Raw genomic sequence first — 18,170 nt, 5'->3', positions numbered from 1 at the left:
AAGTGGTACGTTCGTGAAAAAGTATCTTTGGTTAACGCTTCTGATTCCCCTGCTGTCGGGCTGTGAATCACCGGCGATGTTGGTGCAAAAAGACGACAAGGACTTCGCTCCGCCTAAAATGGCGCCGGAACCTACGCCCGCAGGGCGTGCGGGCGGGCTGTTTGAAACCGGCTACAACTGGTCGCTAACCGCCGACCGGCGCGCCTACCGCGTGGGTGACATCCTGACCGTAATTTTGGAAGAGTCGACCCAGTCCAGCAAGCAGGCCAAGACCGGCTTTGGTAAGAGCAGCGGCCTGTCCATCGGTGCGCCGACGGTGTTTGGCAAAGTTAAAGGCAATCTGGAGGCGGAAGGCGACGCCTCGCGCGACTTCGACGGCAGCGCCTCTTCGCAACAGCAAAACAGCCTGCGCGGCTCCATCACCGTTTCGGTTCATCAGGTGATGCCTAACGGAATGATGGAAATTCGCGGTGAAAAATGGCTGACCCTCAATCAGGGTGATGAATACATTCGCCTGAGCGGCCTGGTGCGCGCGGACGACGTTCAAAACGACAACACCGTATCGTCTCAGCGTATCGGCAATGCGCGTATCTCCTATGCCGGACGCGGGGCGCTAAGCGATGCGAACTCCGCAGGCTGGCTGACGCGCCTGTTTAACCATCCTCTGTTCCCTATTTAATCCGGAGAACGACATGCACATTCACGGGCGTTTACGCCACGGCCTGACGGCTGCGCTTTTTATCGCGCTTGCGCTGGTTCAGCCGGAGGTCGCGATGGCTCAGAGCCTGGAGTCTCTGGTCAACGTTCAGGGCATCCGCGACAACCAGCTGGTGGGCTATAGCCTGGTAGTTGGCCTTAACGGCACCGGGGATAAAAACCAGGTGAAGTTTACCAACCAGACGATCACCAACATGCTGCGCCAGTTTGGCGTGCAGCTGCCGAGCAAAATCGATCCTAAAGTGAAAAACGTCGCCGCCGTCGCGGTGAGCGCGAACCTTCCGCCTATGTACGCGCGGGGGCAAACCATCGACGTGACGGTTTCATCTATTGGCGACGCCAAAAGCCTGCGCGGCGGTACGCTGCTGCTGACCCAACTGCACGGCGCCGATGGCGAAGTGTATGCGCTGGCGCAGGGGAGCGTGGTCGTCGGGGGCGTGAGCGCCGCCGGGCACGACGGTTCCAGCGTTACCGTCAATACGCCGACGGCGGGGCTTATCCCCAACGGCGCGACGGTAGAGCGTGAGATCCCCAGCGATTTCAACATGAACGGCGTGATTACGCTGAACCTGAAACGCCCTAGCTTTAAGGACGCCAATAACATTGCCATTGCCGTCAATCGCGCCTTCGGCGGCGGGATCGCCACGGCGAAAAGCTCTACCAGCGTTGCCGTTACCGCACCCGCCGATCCGGGCGAGCGCGTAGCCTTTATGTCTCGGCTCGACGACGTACAGATTCAGGCCGAGCGGGTTCGCGCCAGGGTGGTGTTCAACTCGCGTACCGGTACGGTAGTTATGGGCGACGGCGTGGTTCTGCACGCCGCGGCGGTATCGCACGGCAACCTGACGGTTTCCATTACCGAAAGCCGCAACGTCAGCCAGCCCAACGCGCTTGCCGGCGGCAGAACGGTGACGACGCCGCAAAGCGATATCAACGTCGACAGCGCCCGCCCGCGGGTAATTTCACTGCCGGAATCCAGCAGCCTGAAAACGCTGGTCAGCGTGCTTAACGGCCTTGGCGCGTCTCCTGACGACATCATGTCGATTCTTCAGGCGCTGCACGAAGCGGGCGCGCTGGATGCTGACTTGGAGGTTATCTAAATGCAGAGAGTCAATATGGCCCTGCCGGGCGGCTCGGACGGCGCCGATCCGCTGATGGGGCCGAAAATAAAGGCTAACGACCTTAAGCAGGCGGCGCAGCAGTTTGAGGCCATCTTTTTACGCAGCATGCTTAAAGAGATGCGCAAGACCAACGAGCTGTTCGAGTCTAAAGACGATCCGCTTGGCGGCGATTCCGTAAAGACGATGCAGTCTTTTTATGACGACACGCTGTGTAACGTGCTGGCTAAGAGCCAGGGTATCGGCATCGCCGCGGCGATCGTCAAGCAGCTGTCGCCGTCCGTCACGAAAGGCGAATAGCGCAGCTTAAGAATTTTCAGCCAGGCGCCGTTTTATACCCTAAATACTGAACGACGTTTTACCGGGAGCACCCCGGAAAGGAAAAACCGATGGACATGATTAATATTGGCTACAGCGGCGCGAGCGCGGCGCAGGCCCAGCTTAACGTAACGGCGGAAAACACCGCGAATGCGATGACGCCAGGCTATACGCGTCAGGTCGTGATGACCAGCGCCGTCGGCGCCAGCTCCGGCGTGCCCAACAGCGCCGGCAACGGCGTTCAGGTCGACAGTATCTGCCGCGTTTCCAACCAGTATCTGGTCAATCAGGTATGGACTTCCGCCAGCGATAACGGCTACTACAGCACCCAGCAGCAGTATTTGACCCAGCTTGAAACTGTGCTCAGCGACGACAACAGCAGCCTGAGCACCGGCTTTGACAACTTTTTCGCTGCGCTGAACGCCGCCACGACAACGCCGGACGACTCGGCGCTGCGCTCTCAGGTTATCAGCGAAGCGAGCGCGCTGGCGCTGCGGGTTGATAACACGCTCGACTACGTTCAGTCCCAGAGCAGCGAGCTGGTAAGTCAGGAACAGGCAACGATTTCTCAGATCAATACCCTGACTTCCGGTATCGCTACCTGCAATCAGGAAATTTCCGAAGCGGAAGCGAACGGCGACAATGCCTCAGCGCTGTACGACCAGCGCGATGAGATGGTCGAAGAGCTCAGCGGCATGATGGACGTACAGGTGACCGTCGACGATGCCGGCAACTACAACGTCGCGTTGAATAACGGCCAGCCGCTGGTCAGCGGCCAGAGCAGCTCGACTATCGCTCTGAAAAGCAACGACGACGGCTCGCAGAGCATGACGCTGACCTTTGCCGGTACGGAATACAACATGACCATGGACACCGGCGGTTCGCTGGGGGCGCTGTTCGACTATCAGAGCGACGTGCTGACGCCGCTGTCGGACACCGTCAACAGCATCGCCGAGCAGTTTACCAACGCGATAAACGATCAGCTGGCCCAAGGCTATGACCTTAACGGTAATCCGGGCGCGCCGCTGTTTATCTACGATCCTACCGACCCGGACGGCCCGATGCTGGTGAACCCGGACATTTCTCCCGACGAGCTGGCGTTCTCCTCTTCACCGGACGAATCCGGTAACGGCGACAACCTGCAGGCGCTGATTGATATTTCAACCGAGCCGTTAGACATCGCCAACATGGGCAGCGTGACGGTGGGTAACGCCTGTACCAGCATTATCAGCGACATCGGTATCTACAGCCGTCAGAACCAGACCGAAGCGCAGTCCGCCAGTACGGTATATAGCGAAGCGCAAAATCAGCGTAGCAGCGTCAGCGGCGTCAACATGGACGAAGAAGCGGTCAACCTGATTACCTATACCCAAGTGTACCAAGCCAACCTGAAAGTGATTTCCACCGGCGCCGAGATTTTCGACTCGGTCCTGGAAATGTGTTGAGCCAGCGGGAGTAAATTACGATGAGAGTCAGTACACAGCAGTCTTATACGTCAATGACGAACAGCTTTGACAAGCTTTCTGCGCAGTTGGAGCAGGTCGTTACCCAAATGGCGACCGGCAAGCGGGTGAATTTGCCCTCGGACGACCCCATTGCGGCGACGCGCATTACCCAGCTTAACCGCCAGCAGTCCTCCATTGAGCAGTATCAGTCGAATATTGAGACCGTCTCTTCCAGCATGAGCCAGCAGGAATCCATTATGGACGGGGTCAACAACGATCTGCTGGCCATTCGAGACGACCTCTTGCAGGCGGCGAACGGCACCAATACGGCGGATGACCTCTCCGGATACGGGCAGGAGATACAGTCGCTGACGCAGACTATCGTTGCGGCGCTGAACTATCAGGACGAAGATGGCCACTACATTTTCGGCGGTACGGTAAACGACCAGCCGCCCATTGTGTATCAGGACACGGACGGCGACGGCGAGCCGGATGAATACGTGTATCAGGGCAACGACGAGCACCGTACCGCGACGGTCTCCAACGGCGTGGAAATTGACACTAACGTGTCGGTCGGCGAGATGTTCGGCGACAGCCTGAACGTGCTTAATTCGCTTAACGATCTGGCGACTGAACTTCAGGATCCGAGCGTCGATCCTACCGACCCGCAGGTGCAGGCGGACATTCAAAGCGCCGTTGATAGCGTCGACGAAGCTTCCGACTCCCTGAACTCGGCAATGGCGAGCCTGGGTGAAAGGCAAAATACCATGACGATGCTCAGCGACGCGCAGACCGGCGTATCAACCGCTAATGACGAGCTGATTGGGCAACTGGGCGATCTGGACTACGGTCCTGCCACGATTACTTTTACTGGATTACAGTTGGCGATGGAAGCCACGATGAAAACGTACGCTAAGGTGAGCGAACTGAATCTGTTTAACGCTATTTAACCCACGCGCCGGGAGCTATAGCGCGGCCCGGCGCTTTGAGCGAAATTGTCATGCAGATAGGTTTTAATTCATCCTCGCTTACCGGCTCCGGCGCGCTTACGCCGTCTTCTGTCCTGTCGCAGACGGCGAACGTAGAGAAAACCGCCGTCGTCGAGGCGCAGCAAGCGACCGCCGACTATCCGGCTTCGCCGCTGATTTCTACGCGCCCCCAGCGCTACAGCGTTCAGCTTAACGACCAGCTTACGGCGCTTCAGCAGGCCGACCGCTATTTAGGCCAGCTGGAACAAAAGCTGGTGGACTATCGTCATTCGGCGCGCCGAGGCGGTGATATTTCCGTTGCCAAGAATTCGGCGCAGGAGATCGAAAAGCTGTTACAGAACCGGACGACGCTGTGCGGCGGTACGGTTGACCGCCAGCTGAAGCCCGTTCTGCAAGGGCAGGCGCAGGTGGTTTTTCAGGCGCCTCGGCTTGCTCAGGCGCTTTCAAAGCCGGAATCCCGTGAGACGCTGCTGTTTAGCGTGCAGGACGGCGGTAAAACGCGCCTGTCGGCGGTATCCGTTGACGGCGAAATGGCGCCTCGCCAGTACCAAACCGTGGTGAACAACGCGCTTCGGCGGGTCGGGGTGCAAAAAGTCTCTGTTTCAGGCAAGCTGAGCGGCGACTCCTTTGCCACCGCAGAGACCGACTGGCCGCAGCTCAAGGCATCGTTTAGCGTCAAGGGCGAAGGCGTTCGCTTTGATGGCGAGCCCACGATGATAGAGACCGCGGCCGAACCGGCGCTGTCAGAAACGCTGCAAACGGCGATGTCGACGAGCGGCGCATCGGCCAATCAGGCCATTCAGAGCGCGCTTGAACAGATTAGCGAACAGCGCCTAGGGTTGGCGACGCAGCAGGAAAAGGCTCGTCGTCTGGTCGACGGCATGGCGCGCTTCCCCCAGACGCAGAGCGCGATTGACGCCTCTTCCGCGCTGGCGGGGCAGCTTGACGAAGCGAGCCATAACTATCAGGTGCTGCAACAGGCGGTCAACGGTCAGGCGAGGCTTTCGCATCTGACGGTGCGGAGTTTGTTGTCGTAAGTCGTATTATCGAACCCTTCCCGCGCCGCTAAAGGCAGCGGCGCGGGAAGGGGCTATTAAAGATTTCCTACCTACCTCAATATCGAGAAGGCCATATCTTCTCTGGCGCGCCTTTATTAAAGAGGGAACTGGCATTCCCTCTTAGGTGCGTTTCAATCTGAGAACTATTTCAGCAGATCAATCAGCCGCAATAGAGCTAGTAAAAGCTCCAGTACGGCGATGAGCACAATCAGCTTATGCATCAGCGTGTCCATCCGCTCTCCTTTTAAAAGGAGCGCAACGCCCGTACGTTACCCTTACGCTGCCTGTCAGTACGGAGTATACGTTTGTCGGAACGTTATGCCGCACTCCAGACCGGGGCACCGCCAGCGGCACCACCCGTTTGGCGACCAGGGCTTGAAATCGGTTTGGTCTGAAGCTCGGCAAGCCCGACAACGAGTATTGTAGGGGGGGATTGGCTATTTGCAATGGGGTATGGTGAGGGCTATAATCCTGCTGTCGGGACGTTTATGTCGCACAATGCCGCTCAGTTCCTCATCTGTAGGCTGAGGGTAGAAAATAAAAAAACCTACCTCACCAGTAGGTTTTTTTATTTTCTGCGATCTGCCTTCCGCGAGCACTCTCGCGCATTGCTCAACTCCTCACATCCCTACCCAAGGCTCATTCCGGTGCGCACTCCTTATCCCCCATCACCGAAAGCGGATAATCCAGCGTGATAATTCCGTTGACGTCATTTAACAACAGCAGCTGCCGCTGTTGATCAATCGGCTGTAGGTGGGTGCGCAGGCTGTGCTCTTTGACGAAGTTGATAAAGCGCGACAGGCGTGCGTCCGCCCCTTTTGATTGAGTGTTGAACTTTGCCAGACCGAAGGCGACCGTATCCGATTTTTTTACCACGCAGTGGGTTACTGCAGCGGTGAGCAACGGCGTTGCGTCGTCGGGCCTGTTAACCACGATGACGGTTTCCTGCGGTTGGGGAATGAACGTCAGGTCGTAGACGTTTCTTTCTGATGTCGTCATATCATAATGAATAAACTGCGTACGCTCGATGGCGGCATAGCCAAAAAGCGGCGACAGGCTCAACGCCGCAAACAGGATGAACCGTGCGGTATTATTTACATGCAGGCATTTCATTTAATGTTCTTTCCACTTCTTGATGGAGTAACTCGCCAACCTGTTCATTGTTGTCCTGCCAGTTGTCGACGTTGATGGCGAGCTGGTAAGTGTGTTGGCAACCGTTGGTGAGCAGTGCGTCAAAAGAAAGGCGCAGCAGCGTTGTATGGTAGTACAGCGTCATCGTTGCATTCTTTTGTTTGAGCGTTGCGTCTATCTGCTTTAGCGTATTGGGAAGGTGCTCCGCCAGCGTCGTGCTTTTTGTCTCGTTGGCGTCTGTCTGATAGACGTGATAAACGCTAATGCTGCTCGTTCCCGGAGAGGGCTCATGAATAATGTGGGACTCGTTCTCTATTGCTGAAGACGCCTGTCCTTCTCCCCCTTTCATATAGAACGTAGCCCCCACGGCAACTATGCACAGTATCGCAAGCAGCAGCATGAACGGTTTGGCATAAGCAAAGCGGCGAGGCGAGGCGGCTGGCGCGGCATCGGTTATGGCCGGTACTGCGGCAAGGTTGGCGCCGTCGGTCAATTGTTCCCGTGGGGGAAGAGAGGCCTCTTCCTGTTGGTCAGCTTCCTCTACCGGTTTAAGTTCCGGCTCTGGCTCTATTTCCGGCACTGGTGCGGGTTCCGGTAATGTAGACGCCTCTTGTTCATCGACGGGGTCGTCCGGCAGTTCAACGACCCAGTCGCTGTTGAAGATATAGCCCTTTTTCGGCACCGTTTTTATGATCTCTTGCTGCTTGCCGTCATCCCCTAACGCCAGGCGCAGGGCGTGAATGGCCGTGGGAAGGCTGTTATTGCCGACGACGCGGTTTTTCCACACTTCATTAATCAGGAAGCTGCGCGACAGCACCCGATCCGCGTTGGCGATCAGAGTTTCCAGCAATATGTAATGGAACTCTCCAAGACGGCAAATTTCTCCAGTCTGGCTATGGATGAGGGCGCTCAGGGACGGTTCCAGTTTTCTATTATTAACGCTTATGCTCATTATGTGACGCTTATCGGACCATGATTAAAAGTTGCAACGCCTCTGGCGACAATAGTTCCTGGCGTCATATGGGGAATAGGCTCCCGCATTTGTCTCATTTTGCGGCGCAGGCACACTAGCAGTTGGCCTGAACAATCTGTTTTATTAATAACGGGTGAATGATAATTTTAAATTACATGCAACGTTTTTAACATTATCTTTATATTTTTAGTCATTTTTCTGTTGAAAGGGGGGCGTTCATACTGAGCTTAGCCTATCCGCTGGTTAATTCAATGTCAGATAAAAATAGTGCGGGAGATAGTAGTTAAAAAATATATATAAAACAATGCAATGAGGCTCGTTATCTGTAAGTGAATGTAATTTATAGTTGTTCGATGTTTTAGCTTTAGCCTACAGGAAAGAGATTTTCAAAATAAATAAAAGCATAGGTAAGTGTACGTGGCTTTTATTTTTCCTGCCTTATTTATATACAGACCATTCAAGATTGCGTCGAAACGGTAAGCGGTAGATCAATTGTCAGGAACGCATCTGGCCCGTCGATATCCTCGTTATCAGATAAACATCAATGTAAGACAGGTAAAACGAAAATTGTTTTTATGCGAACAATCTTCTTATTTTATAACCCCTTCCCCTTAATTTAGGGACCAAAATCCCCTCGCGCAGCGGCCTGTTTTAATCCCAATCTAAAAAATTTTTTCTACCCGACTTAATTTCCCCGCCGGAGGGGCCGCTTTACTGGAGTAACGTGATTGAGCACGATTATCTAACCAAGGAGTAGTACCATGTTATCTATGAACACCAACGCCGCATCAATGGCATCAGTAAACGCAATCAACAAAAGTAACGCTTCACTGGCTACCTCTATGGAACGCCTGGCTACCGGTAACCGCATCAACTCTTCTGCTGATGACGCCGCTGGTAAACAAATCGCTAACCGTCTGACCGCACAGTCCAGCGGTATGGCCGTTGCTCAACGTAACATCTCTGACGCAACTGCAATGCTGCAAACTGCTGACGGCATGTTCGACGAAATGAACGACATCCTGGGCCGTATGAAAGACCTGTCTACACAAGCAGCGAACGGAACGTACAGCGATGACGACCGTGCAGCGATGCAGTCTGAGTTCGACGAACTGGGTCAGCAAATGTCAGACATGCTGCAAAACACCACTTACGGCGGTACTAACCTGTTCAACAAGTCTGCCAGCGGCCTGTTCACTAACACCAGCGGCGTGACCTTCCAGGTCGGTTCTGAATCAACTGACCAAATGACGGTTAACATTTCTAGCCAAATCGAAGATCTGGCTACTTCTCTGAGCTCACTGAGCGCAGCGTTCTCTTCTGACTACGGTACAGACGGCGCCGGCGGCACAGTATCCGGTGGTTCTGAACTGATGACGTCTGCTTCTGCAACTGACACCATCAGCGCAATCCAAGGCGTGATGAGCGATATCGGTAAGATCCAGTCTACTCTGGGTGCTTCTATCAACCGTCTGAACGACACTGCAGCTAACCTGCAAAACATGCAAGACAACACTGAAGTGGCTATCGGTAACATCATGGATACCGACTACGCGACGGAAGCGTCTAACATGACCAAGCAACAAGTGCTGATGCAAACCGGCATCACCATGCTGAAACAGTCCAACAGCATGTCCAGCATGGTCTCCAGCCTGCTGCAATAATTGTCGATTGTTGCCCGTATGGCTACTTAAGACGACGAGTTCAACACCGCCTGTGGGCGGTGTTGCTTTTTATACCCATTGGCTCGTACACGTCAGCGACCTTTCCCGAAACGCGTTTTCCGCTTTGGCGGAAAATGGACTTCCTCATTTCTGTAGCCCATTGATTTATATAGCGCGTATTTTTGGCACGGAGGTTGCTAACAAGAGAGCAAGCAGTAAGTCACTTCCCGGAGAGTAGACAATGATTAACCCAAGAACAGTGGCTCAAGAGCTGGCCTACGCAAGCGTCGCTACGCGTGCAAATCAGCTCCAGCAGCAGCAAAACGATCTGGATACTGAAAGCAGCGCGCTGTCGACGTTGGAAGACGCGCTGGACGACTTTCAAAGCGCCATTGACGCGTTAGACAGCGATACGGCGGGGCCGGTAGTGTATTCCGCCACGTCTACCGATGACTCTGCGACGATTTCCGCTAACTCCCAGGCACAGCCGGGGAAATATACCTTTTATGTCGACACGCTGGCGACCGCCCAGCAGACCACGTTTTCATTCAGCGACGGTTCGATCCCTTCCTCCGGTACATTCACTATCACCATGGGCGACAGCGAGATGGATATCGATCTTTCTCAGTCCGATGAAGACGGCGACGGCACTGTCACCGTTAGCGAGCTGGCGGATGCGATTAACCACAGTGAAGACAATCCGGGCGTAAGTGCGACTATTGTTAATACCGGCGGGGCGACCACGCTGATGCTGACGTCCGAAGAGACCGGAGAAGCAAACGCATTCACGGTCAGCGTCAGCGGAGTGGATACCTCCTCTGAGTTTTACCAACAAATCAATACCCCTAAAGATCTGTCTACCGCACAGGACGCCCTGATCTACCTGGGAAGTTCCCCCGATGACGGCATTCCCATCACCAGCAGCGACAACACCTTTGACGACCTGATCCCCGGCGTTTCCATTACGTTCACCGAAGCGTCAACCACGCCGATGACTTTCACCGTCGCAGAGGACACCAGCGCGTCGCAAGAGAAGGTGCAAACCTTCGTCGATGCCTACAACACGCTGGTGGATACGCTGGATTCTTTGACCGGCTACGACAGCAACGGTAACGCCGGCGTGTTTGCCGGTGATGCGGGGCTCTCCTCTTTGGAGCGCCGGCTCAACGACATTACCCACGCCACCTACGGCGACGTCTCCATTCTTGATTACGGCATTGCGCTGGACAGCGATGGCCATCTGGAGATTGATTCCGATCAGTTTAGCGAGGCGATGAAAGAAAACCCTGAGGGCCTGACGTCTATTTTCGTCGGTGACGACAGCATGGTGGCTCAGATGGACTCGCTGCTCGATACCTATCTGGACAGCAGCGACGGCATCATCGCACAGCGGCAAAGCACCCTTTCTGATAAGCAGGAAAAAATTGACGATCAGGTCGATCAGCTGACGAATACCTATAACACGACCTATGACCGCTATCTGAATGAGTATACGCAGACGCTGATCGAAATAACCAGTATGGAAGAGAGCATGGCGGCCTTTTCGTAAAGGTACTGAGCCATAGGAGAGATGACAGTTATGTACGGTTCACAAAACGGCTATGACCTATATAAAGAGATAGACCTGACGTCACGCACCGCGTCGGCGTCACCGTTGGATCTGGTGCTGGTGCTTTATACCGGACTGATGGACGAACTGGAGCGGGCAAAGAGCCATATTGAAAACAAACGCTTCGATCGCAAGGCGCAGAGCATCAACAAGTGTATCGATATTCTGAATGCGTTAACCAGCTCGCTGGAGTTTGATACCGGCGGAGAGCTGGTGTTGAACCTGGCGCGGCTGTACGACCACTGCGTTTACCGGCTCTACGAGGCCAGCGGCCAGATGTCCGCTGATAAGATCGATGAGGTCATCACCATTCTTGGCAATCTGCGTGAGGGCTGGGAAGGGTTGTCTAAAAGGCTGGGATAAAGAATGGATAGCGAAGCGCTTAGACGCGAAATATACACCCTGTTGGACGCCATGAATGAAGCGTTGGATAAACAGCGCTGGCGACGTCTGCCCGCGCTGCATCAGCGCATCATGACGCTGTTCAATCAATACGTTCAACTGGTTCCGCCCGACGCGGAGCTGGTTGAGCTAAAAAGCCGGCTGCGTGAAGGCTTTCAGGGGCTCATCGAGCGTCGGCGACTGCGCGCAGAGGTGTTGCAGCAAAGAATGGAAAAGCTGCGTAACGGTAAGGAAGGCATGCTGGCCTATTCGATGGTTAACCTATTTTCGGAGCAGTCATGAAAAACGTTTCTCTGGCAACAGCGCCACTAACGCCAAACGAGGGCAGCGACGTCCTGGCGGCGTTGGACAACGCGCTGGGCGAGGATGGACAGGGGAAGCGCGAGTTTTCTCTGCCGCAGCCCCTTGCCGAAGCGGCGTCGCGCCTGCGGGCCGCAAAAGAGGCCGACCGCGAACGTCGTTCAGCGCAGGAGGAGCCGCAGGGCGCCGAGCTTCAGGCGCTGATGGCGATGCTATTGGCTCAGCCGGAACGTATTCCGACGACGTCCGATGCGTCCACGCCGGATGGGAACCGCCTGCTGCAGGCGCTTTCTCAGGTTCAATCACAGCTTCCGTCCCAGCCTCAATCGCCGCTACAGCTACGTGCCCAAGCGCAGGCCCAGGCGCCGAGTGACGCAGCGTTAGGCGTACAGGACGCGGCGAAGAATGCTTCGCATGACTCCTCACAGGCTGGCGGCGATACGGCGCTCGCGCCGAAGCTTCAGGCCTTGATGGCCACGCTGGAAGCGCAAAACGCGCCGACTCCCGCAACGCCGGAGCAACAGGCGCGTCTTTCAACGTTCGCCGCACAAAATCTTCAGGCCGTTGCGCCGTCTGAAGACGGCGCTCACCTTCGCATTGACGCCGCTCGGGCGGAAGACGCAAAGGCGGCGCGGCGCGGCGTCGTAGCCGCCAAGGTGGAAGAAAAGTCTTCGTCGCCTGAGCGGCCTGAACTGCCCCTGCCCGACGTTCGCCAAAACCGAATAGAGGTTCGCGCGCAGCCGCTAGAGACAAAGGCCGTCGCGGCGCCGGCAGGGCAGTCCGACGATTGGGAGGAGAAGCTGGGGTCGCTGCTGAAAGACCGCATTCAGTTTCAGATTAGCCAGCAGCAGCAGGTATCAACCATTCGTCTCGATCCCCCGTCGTTGGGAAAACTGGAGATCGCCATTCAGTTTGACGCGGGGCGTTTGACGGTACACATCGATGCAAACCAAGGCGACGTTTATCGCTCGCTGCAGCAGTTTAGCGAAGGGCTGCGTCAGCATCTGATGGAGCAGAATTTTGTGCAGGTCAACGTTCAGGTTTCATCGGACGGACAGTCGCGTCAGCAGCAGGAACGCGGGGAGCGACAGCGCCAGGAGGAGGACGTTTTGTCCGCCGCTACGCTGTCGCAGGATGACAAGGACAACGCGCGGAATGAGTCCGTGCTGATAAAAGTGTAATCAAAACTATGAAGAAAATCTTATTGATCGGGCTGTTCAGCGCTCTGCTGGCAGCCGTTGTCGGCGGCGGTGCGGCGTTTGGCGTTATGCACTATATGCAAAAATCAATGCCGGTAAGCGGCGCTAAGGCCGAACCGGAAAAAGCCAAGTCTAAGGGTGAAGAGCGCACCAATATGTTTGTGTCGCTGCCGGAAGCCATTATCACTTTGCAAGACAGCGCAAATGACGATCGCTACATCGTGCTGGAGCTGGTCATGGTGACCGACGCCAAGCCGGGAGCCGACCGTATCAAGGCCGACGAGCCGCTCTATCAGAGCATCGTGGTTAATACGCTGATGGATATGAGCTACGAGCAGGTGCGCAGCCTGAAAATCTCCGAGATCCGAACCCTCTTGATGAGTGCGCTAGACAAAGAGCTTAAGGCCAGAGAAATCACGGTGCCTTACTCCGACGTGCTGGTTAAAAAAGTGGTCTTTCAGTAAGCCGGCTAAACGAATAGAGGGTACGAGGATGCAGGCAGCCTATTGTTCTGAGGAGTTAACCGTCTTAACTCCGGAAGAAGAAAACCGTTACTTACAGGCATACCTTCCTTTAGTGCGGAAAATTGTACGCCAGCTGGCGCCGCAGTGTTCCAGCGTGATCGACCGTCAGGATATGGAACAGATAGCCCTTATCGGGCTACTGAACGCAATCCGCCGCTACGGCGCGCCAGACGAAGCGTTCGGCAGCTATGCCGCGCAGCGCGTGCGCGGCGCGATTTTGGACGAGCTTAGAAGCCTGGACTGGCGCCCGCGCCAGCTAAGGCAAAAGTGCCATCAGCTTAGCGACCTGCTGCGCGAACTGCGTAAGCAGTTGGGCAGAGAGCCAGAGTGGGAAGAGATCGCAGCGCAGGGCGTAAGCGTAGAGGACTACCAGGAGTATCTTCAGCTGGAAAGCGCCGCCTCTCTGGCAAGCCTTGACGAAATTCTTGACGGCGAAGGCGGCAGCGGCTCGCTGTCGCTGGAGGGCCGTCGGCTTGACGATCAGTTCATCACTCAGCGGATGCTGAAAGAAGCGCTGGATACGCTGTCGGAAAAAGAGCGGCTGGTGCTGATGATGTACTACCAGCAGGACATGAATTTAAAAGAAATCGCGCTGGTGCTCGACGTTACCGAAGCCCGCGTTTGCCAAATGAACAAGAAAATTTCGGAAAAGATTCGCGAGTTTTTCGATTAGCGATTTCCCCCTTGTTTTTACCAAACTATCAACCTTTCCCGTTGAATGATTAGAGGATTTTATGCAAAAGATTTTAGGCTTAGTCGTGGTGCTTGGCTGCGTGTTTGGCGGCTATTTTGCCGCCGGTGGGCACATGATCGCCATATGGCAGCCGGCCGAAATCGTGATCATTCTCGGCGCCGGGTTTGGCGCCATGATTATCGGTAACCCGCTGCACGTATTAAAAGAGATTGCGCACCAGATTAAGGGCGTGCTCAGCAAAAAGAATATGGGCGCCGACTTTCAACGCCAGCTTCTTATGTGCCTGTATGAACTGCTGGAGATGGTGCAAAACGAAGGCCTGCGGGTGCTCGATCAGCACATTGAGCAGCCGGAGGAGAGCACCGTTTTCCAAAAATACCCGCTGGTGCTTAAGCAAAAGCGCCTGGTGACCTTTATTGCCGACAACTTTCGCCTGATGGCGATGGGGAAAATCGACGCCCACGAGCTGGAAGGGATCCTCGATCAGGAGCTGGATACGGTGGAAGAAGAGCTGATGGCGCCTTCCCGCTCCTTCCAGCGTACGGCGGAAGCTATGCCGGGCTTCGGCATTTGCGCGGCGGTGCTCGGGATTATTATCACCATGCAGTCTATCGACGGCTCCATTGCGGTCATCGGCCTGAAAGTGGCTTCGGCGCTGGTCGGAACCTTCCTCGGCGTATTTATCTGTTACTGCCTGATGGACCCGCTGGCCAACGCGATGGAACAGCAGGCGCGCGCCGAACACTCTCTGCTGGAGTGCGTGCGTACCGTGCTGGTCGCGCAGGCGGGCGGCAAGCCGACGCTTTTGGCCGTAGACGCCGGACGTAAGCTGCTGCACCTTGCATCGAAGCCCACTTTCGCCAATCTGGATGCCTGGGTTGACGCAATGTTAGAGCGAGAATAAGCATGAAAAAGCCGTCAAACAAACGCGATCGCGGGGGCCACACGACGATTATTCGTCGTCAGATTAAAAAGGGACATGCGGCGCACCACGGCGGCGCGTGGAAGGTGGCCTTTGCCGACTTTACGCTGGCGATGATGGCGCTGTTTATGACGCTGTGGATAGTCAACAGCGTGAGCCAAAAGGAGCGCGAAAAGGTGGTCGCCGCCATGCGCACCCAGTCTATTTTTGCCGGCGGCGGCATCGTGCCCTTGAGCAAGCTGAACGTGAAGGCGGTTGCCGCTTCGACAACAAAACCTGAAAAGCCCAATAAGCCTAACAGAGCGCGTCCTTCAAGCGCGACGGCGAAGGTTGGCGACAGCCGCAGCGGGCAAACCGGCAGCGGCCATGCGGTCACCGCGCAGCAGGTCTCGGAACGCGAGCTGGGTGATTTAGCGGCTGATATAAATCTGATTGCCCAGAGAGCCCACATGGAGGCCAATCTGGAAATGGAAATTGTGCCTCAGGGGCTGCGGATCCTTATTAAAGACGACAAAAACAGCAATATGTTTGAACGGGGCAGCGCGAGGATCATGCCGTTTTTTGATTCGCTGCTGACCGAGCTTGCGCCGGTGCTGGACTCATTGGACAACAAAATCATCATCACCGGCCATACCGACTCGATGCGCTATAAAAATCGGGATGCCTACAACAACTGGAACCTGTCGGGGGACAGGGCATTGTCCGCCCGCCGCGTGCTGGAGAAGGCGGGAATGCCGGAAGACAAGGTCATGCAGGTCAGCGCGATGGCGGACCGCATGCTGCTGGACAGCCAGGATCCCGGCGGCGCCGAGAACCGCCGCATTGAGATCATGGTGTTGACCAAGTCCGCCTCCGATACGCTGTATCAGTTCTTTGGCGAACAGGGGAAAAAGGTGGTGCAGCCGCTGGCCGAAAAGGTTGAAGAGCAGCAGAGGCAAACCGCTACGCGGGGACACAGCATTAAGTAGTACAAAATTGTGCCGACGACATCGGGTCGTCGGCGAAATGAATTAGCCAGGAATATGCCCCAGGCGGCGAGAAATCAGCGTGCAGACCTGCGCCAGCTCGTCGTTGACCTCGTCTATTTTGCGCAGCATGCGGTGAGTCGGCCCCGCGACGCTGATGGCGCCGACCACGCTGCCGGTATAGTTAAACACCGGCCGGGCGACGCAGGTCAGGCCCTCTTCGTTCTCTTCGTTGTCCAGCGAGTATCCCTTAAGGCGAATATCGGCCAGCGTTTCGTACAGCGCCACTCTGTCGACGATGGTGCGTTCGGTAAAGCGGGTTAGCGGCTCGTTGAGCACGCGATCGATCTCTTCCTGCGGCTGGAAGGCGAGCAGCGCCTTGCCGATGCCGGTGCAGAACGCGGGCAGGCGAGCGCCCAGTTTGGCGTTGGTCTGAATGGAGAGCGTCCCTTCGCTTTTATAGAGATAAACGACAAAGCCCGCGTTGTAGACGCCCAAAAAGCAGGTTTCAGCCGTTTTGCTGGAGAGCTTTTTCAGATAGGGAATGGCGACCTCAACCAGGTTAACGTTCATCAATCCCTTCATGCCCAGCTCAAGGCTTTTCAAATCCAGAATGTAGCGTTCGGTGATGACGTCCAGCGTGACGTACTGCCGCTCCTTGAGCGTTTCCAGTATGCGAAAGGCGGTGGTTTTAGGGATGTCCGTCTGCTTGACCAGCTCCGCCAGCGAGACTCCGTCAGAGTGGTTGCTGATTTCCTCAAGAATGGTTAACACCTTGTCGATGTTAGAGGAATTCATACTTTCGTTTTTCGACATCGCCGTTTCCCCGAATTAAACACGTTCCCATTGTACCTACAATTTTTTCGCTGGCAAAACGCGTAGTTACCAGCCTGAAGCGCATTCTATCACCGATAGCGACGGACGCTAAACGGCCTTCTTGTTTAGCGTTTTCCGCCACCTGCCTTCAACGTGTTGCGACTGCGTTGTGATGCGTCTCACGATTCTACCAAAAACGGAACGACATTCCATCAAAATAGATCTAATCTTCAAAAACGGAATGGTATTCCATTTTATTGGGTTCTGAGTTTCTACTCTGGGGAAACAGCATGCTTATTGTAACCATTGACTCCGGTACGACTAATACGAGAGTCAAAGTGTGGAAAAACGGCGAAGTCATCGCCTCCGCCAGTGAATCCGTCGGCGTCAGGGATACGGCCAAAACCGGCAGCCCGGAGGCGTTGATCAAGGGGATCCGCAAGACGCTGGAAGCCGCGTTGGCCACCGTTGACGAACAGGACAAGCGGTCAATCACGATGGTTGCATCGGGGATGATCACCTCCGACGTCGGGCTTTGCCATATCCCACACCTGACGGCGCCCGTTTCGCTGGGCGCGCTGGCGCAAGGCGCAGTGGCGCGCGTTATTCCCGAAATCAGCGACAGCCCCATCTGGTTTATTCCCGGCGTTAAAAACGCCGTTGAGGCCGTCAGTTTGGACAACTGCGACGGCATGGACGTCATGCGCGGCGAAGAGGTGGAAACCTTCGGCCTGCTGGCTGCGCACGGCGTGCGTGGCCCCGCGCTGCTGGTGCTGCCCGGCTCCCACTCCAAGTTTATCCGCATTGACGAGGAGCAGCGCATCGCGGGCTGCGCCACCACCGTGGCCGGTGAGCTGCTGGACGTGCTGACCCACCAGACGATCTTGGCCAATTCTCTGGAACACCGGTTTGCCGACGACATCGACGACGAGTACCTGTTAAAGGGCGCGGACGCCTGTAGAGACGTCGGCATCGCCCGCAGCTGCTTTTCCGTCCGCATTCTCGATCTCTTTACTTCGGCATCGGTCAACCAGCGGGCCAACTTCCTGTTGGGCGCGGTGCTCTATTCCGACCTGCTGGCGATTAAGAACAGCCGGGCGCTCGCCCTTACGCCGTCGACGACGGTCGTCGTCAGCGGCAAGGCCATTATGAAAGAGGCGCTAGCCAGGCTGATTGAGCGCGATCCGTTCTTTCGCGGCGAGCTCGTTTTGGTTGATGAAGACGCCCGCCGCCCGCTGTCGGGGCTGGGCGCGATTGAAGTGATGAAAGCGATAGCCGGGGCGGACGGTGTGGCCGCGCTTCGTGCCGCGCCGTAACGTTTTGGAG

Annotated in this window: 19 protein-coding genes; 16 read left to right on the top strand and 3 right to left on the bottom strand. The window is 55.8% G+C overall.

Annotated features, from left to right (window positions below):
- Nucleotides 1-13 precede the first annotated feature (13 nt).
- The 6 genes from flgH (at nucleotide 14) to G544_RS0105675 (ending at nucleotide 5,624) form a co-directional block, all read left to right on the top strand.
- A complete protein-coding gene (gene flgH / locus G544_RS0105700; protein WP_027273701.1) occupies nucleotides 14-679 on the top strand; it encodes a flagellar basal body L-ring protein FlgH in 666 nt (221 codons plus the stop codon).
- 13 nt (nucleotides 680-692) lie between these two features.
- Complete coding sequence (locus tag G544_RS0105695; protein WP_051155590.1) at nucleotides 693-1,817, top strand: flagellar basal body P-ring protein FlgI; 1,125 nt, start codon at nucleotides 693-695, stop codon at nucleotides 1,815-1,817.
- Nucleotides 1,818-2,135 (top strand): rod-binding protein, encoded by a 318-nt coding sequence (locus G544_RS0105690; protein ID WP_027273699.1) that lies wholly within the window; start codon nucleotides 1,818-1,820, stop codon nucleotides 2,133-2,135.
- Between the two features lie 89 nt (nucleotides 2,136-2,224).
- Nucleotides 2,225-3,598, top strand: coding sequence for a flagellar hook-associated protein FlgK (gene flgK, locus G544_RS0105685; RefSeq protein ID WP_027273698.1), 1,374 nt, complete (start codon nucleotides 2,225-2,227; stop codon nucleotides 3,596-3,598).
- Between the two features lie 20 nt (nucleotides 3,599-3,618).
- Nucleotides 3,619-4,548: a flagellar hook-associated protein FlgL gene (gene flgL / locus G544_RS0105680; protein ID WP_027273697.1), complete on the top strand. Its 930-nt coding sequence runs from the start codon at nucleotides 3,619-3,621 to the stop codon at nucleotides 4,546-4,548.
- 50 nt (nucleotides 4,549-4,598) lie between these two features.
- A complete protein-coding gene (locus tag G544_RS0105675) occupies nucleotides 4,599-5,624 on the top strand; it encodes a hypothetical protein (protein ID WP_027273696.1) in 1,026 nt (341 codons plus the stop codon).
- Nucleotides 5,625-6,284: 660 nt separating this feature from the next.
- Here the strand turns inward: G544_RS0105675 and G544_RS0105665 are convergent.
- The gene (locus G544_RS0105665; protein ID WP_027273695.1) at nucleotides 6,285-6,758 is read right to left on the bottom strand and encodes a hypothetical protein; all 474 of its coding nucleotides are present in this window, start codon (nucleotides 6,756-6,758) and stop codon (nucleotides 6,285-6,287) included.
- Complete coding sequence (locus tag G544_RS0105660; protein WP_027273694.1) at nucleotides 6,736-7,728, bottom strand: transcriptional regulator; 993 nt, start codon at nucleotides 7,726-7,728, stop codon at nucleotides 6,736-6,738. The genes G544_RS0105665 and G544_RS0105660 overlap by 23 nt, the downstream gene beginning before the upstream one ends.
- Nucleotides 7,729-8,510: 782 nt before the next feature.
- Here G544_RS0105660 and lafA point away from each other — a divergent pair.
- The 9 genes from lafA to lafU all read left to right on the top strand — a co-directional run bounded on the left by lafA (nucleotide 8,511) and on the right by lafU (nucleotide 16,031).
- A complete protein-coding gene (gene lafA, locus G544_RS0105655; protein ID WP_027273693.1) occupies nucleotides 8,511-9,413 on the top strand; it encodes a lateral flagellin LafA in 903 nt (300 codons plus the stop codon).
- Between the two features lie 241 nt (nucleotides 9,414-9,654).
- Nucleotides 9,655-10,962 (top strand): flagellar filament capping protein FliD, encoded by a 1,308-nt coding sequence (gene fliD, locus G544_RS0105650; RefSeq protein ID WP_027273692.1) that lies wholly within the window; start codon nucleotides 9,655-9,657, stop codon nucleotides 10,960-10,962.
- A 30-nt stretch (nucleotides 10,963-10,992) separates the two neighbouring features.
- A complete protein-coding gene (gene fliS, locus G544_RS0105645; RefSeq protein ID WP_027273691.1) occupies nucleotides 10,993-11,385 on the top strand; it encodes a flagellar export chaperone FliS in 393 nt (130 codons plus the stop codon).
- A gap of 3 nt (nucleotides 11,386-11,388) precedes the next feature.
- Complete coding sequence (locus tag G544_RS0105640) at nucleotides 11,389-11,706, top strand: flagellar protein FliT (protein WP_027273690.1); 318 nt, start codon at nucleotides 11,389-11,391, stop codon at nucleotides 11,704-11,706.
- Entirely contained in the window at nucleotides 11,703-12,905 is a 1,203-nt protein-coding gene (locus tag G544_RS0105635; protein WP_036023388.1) for a flagellar hook-length control protein FliK, read from the top strand. The genes G544_RS0105640 and G544_RS0105635 overlap by 4 nt, the downstream gene beginning before the upstream one ends.
- Before the next feature lie 8 nt (nucleotides 12,906-12,913).
- Entirely contained in the window at nucleotides 12,914-13,387 is a 474-nt protein-coding gene (locus G544_RS0105630; RefSeq protein ID WP_027273688.1) for a flagellar basal body-associated FliL family protein, read from the top strand.
- 28 nt (nucleotides 13,388-13,415) lie between these two features.
- Nucleotides 13,416-14,120: a FliA/WhiG family RNA polymerase sigma factor gene (locus tag G544_RS0105625; RefSeq protein ID WP_027273687.1), complete on the top strand. Its 705-nt coding sequence runs from the start codon at nucleotides 13,416-13,418 to the stop codon at nucleotides 14,118-14,120.
- Nucleotides 14,121-14,181: 61 nt separating this feature from the next.
- A complete protein-coding gene (gene motA, locus G544_RS0105620; protein WP_027273686.1) occupies nucleotides 14,182-15,045 on the top strand; it encodes a flagellar motor stator protein MotA in 864 nt (287 codons plus the stop codon).
- A 2-nt stretch (nucleotides 15,046-15,047) separates the two neighbouring features.
- Nucleotides 15,048-16,031 carry a putative lateral flagellar export/assembly protein LafU gene (lafU, locus tag G544_RS0105615; RefSeq protein ID WP_027273685.1) on the top strand — a complete coding sequence of 328 codons (984 nt, stop codon included), beginning with the start codon at nucleotides 15,048-15,050 and terminating at the stop codon, nucleotides 16,029-16,031.
- Nucleotides 16,032-16,073: 42 nt separating this feature from the next.
- Here lafU and G544_RS0105610 read toward each other — a convergent pair whose 3' ends face one another.
- Nucleotides 16,074-16,844: an IclR family transcriptional regulator gene (locus tag G544_RS0105610; RefSeq protein WP_027273684.1), complete on the bottom strand. Its 771-nt coding sequence runs from the start codon at nucleotides 16,842-16,844 to the stop codon at nucleotides 16,074-16,076.
- Nucleotides 16,845-17,134: 290 nt separating this feature from the next.
- On the opposite strand from G544_RS0105610, the gene G544_RS0105605 reads away from it, so the two are divergent.
- Entirely contained in the window at nucleotides 17,135-18,160 is a 1,026-nt protein-coding gene (locus G544_RS0105605; RefSeq protein WP_027273683.1) for a 2-dehydro-3-deoxygalactonokinase, read from the top strand.
- The last annotated feature ends 10 nt before the right edge of the window (nucleotides 18,161-18,170 follow it).

The organism is Leminorella grimontii ATCC 33999 = DSM 5078 (assembly GCF_000439085.1).
GTDB lineage: Bacteria > Pseudomonadota > Gammaproteobacteria > Enterobacterales > Enterobacteriaceae > Leminorella > Leminorella grimontii.
This window is presented reverse-complemented; position numbering and strand designations above follow the sequence as displayed.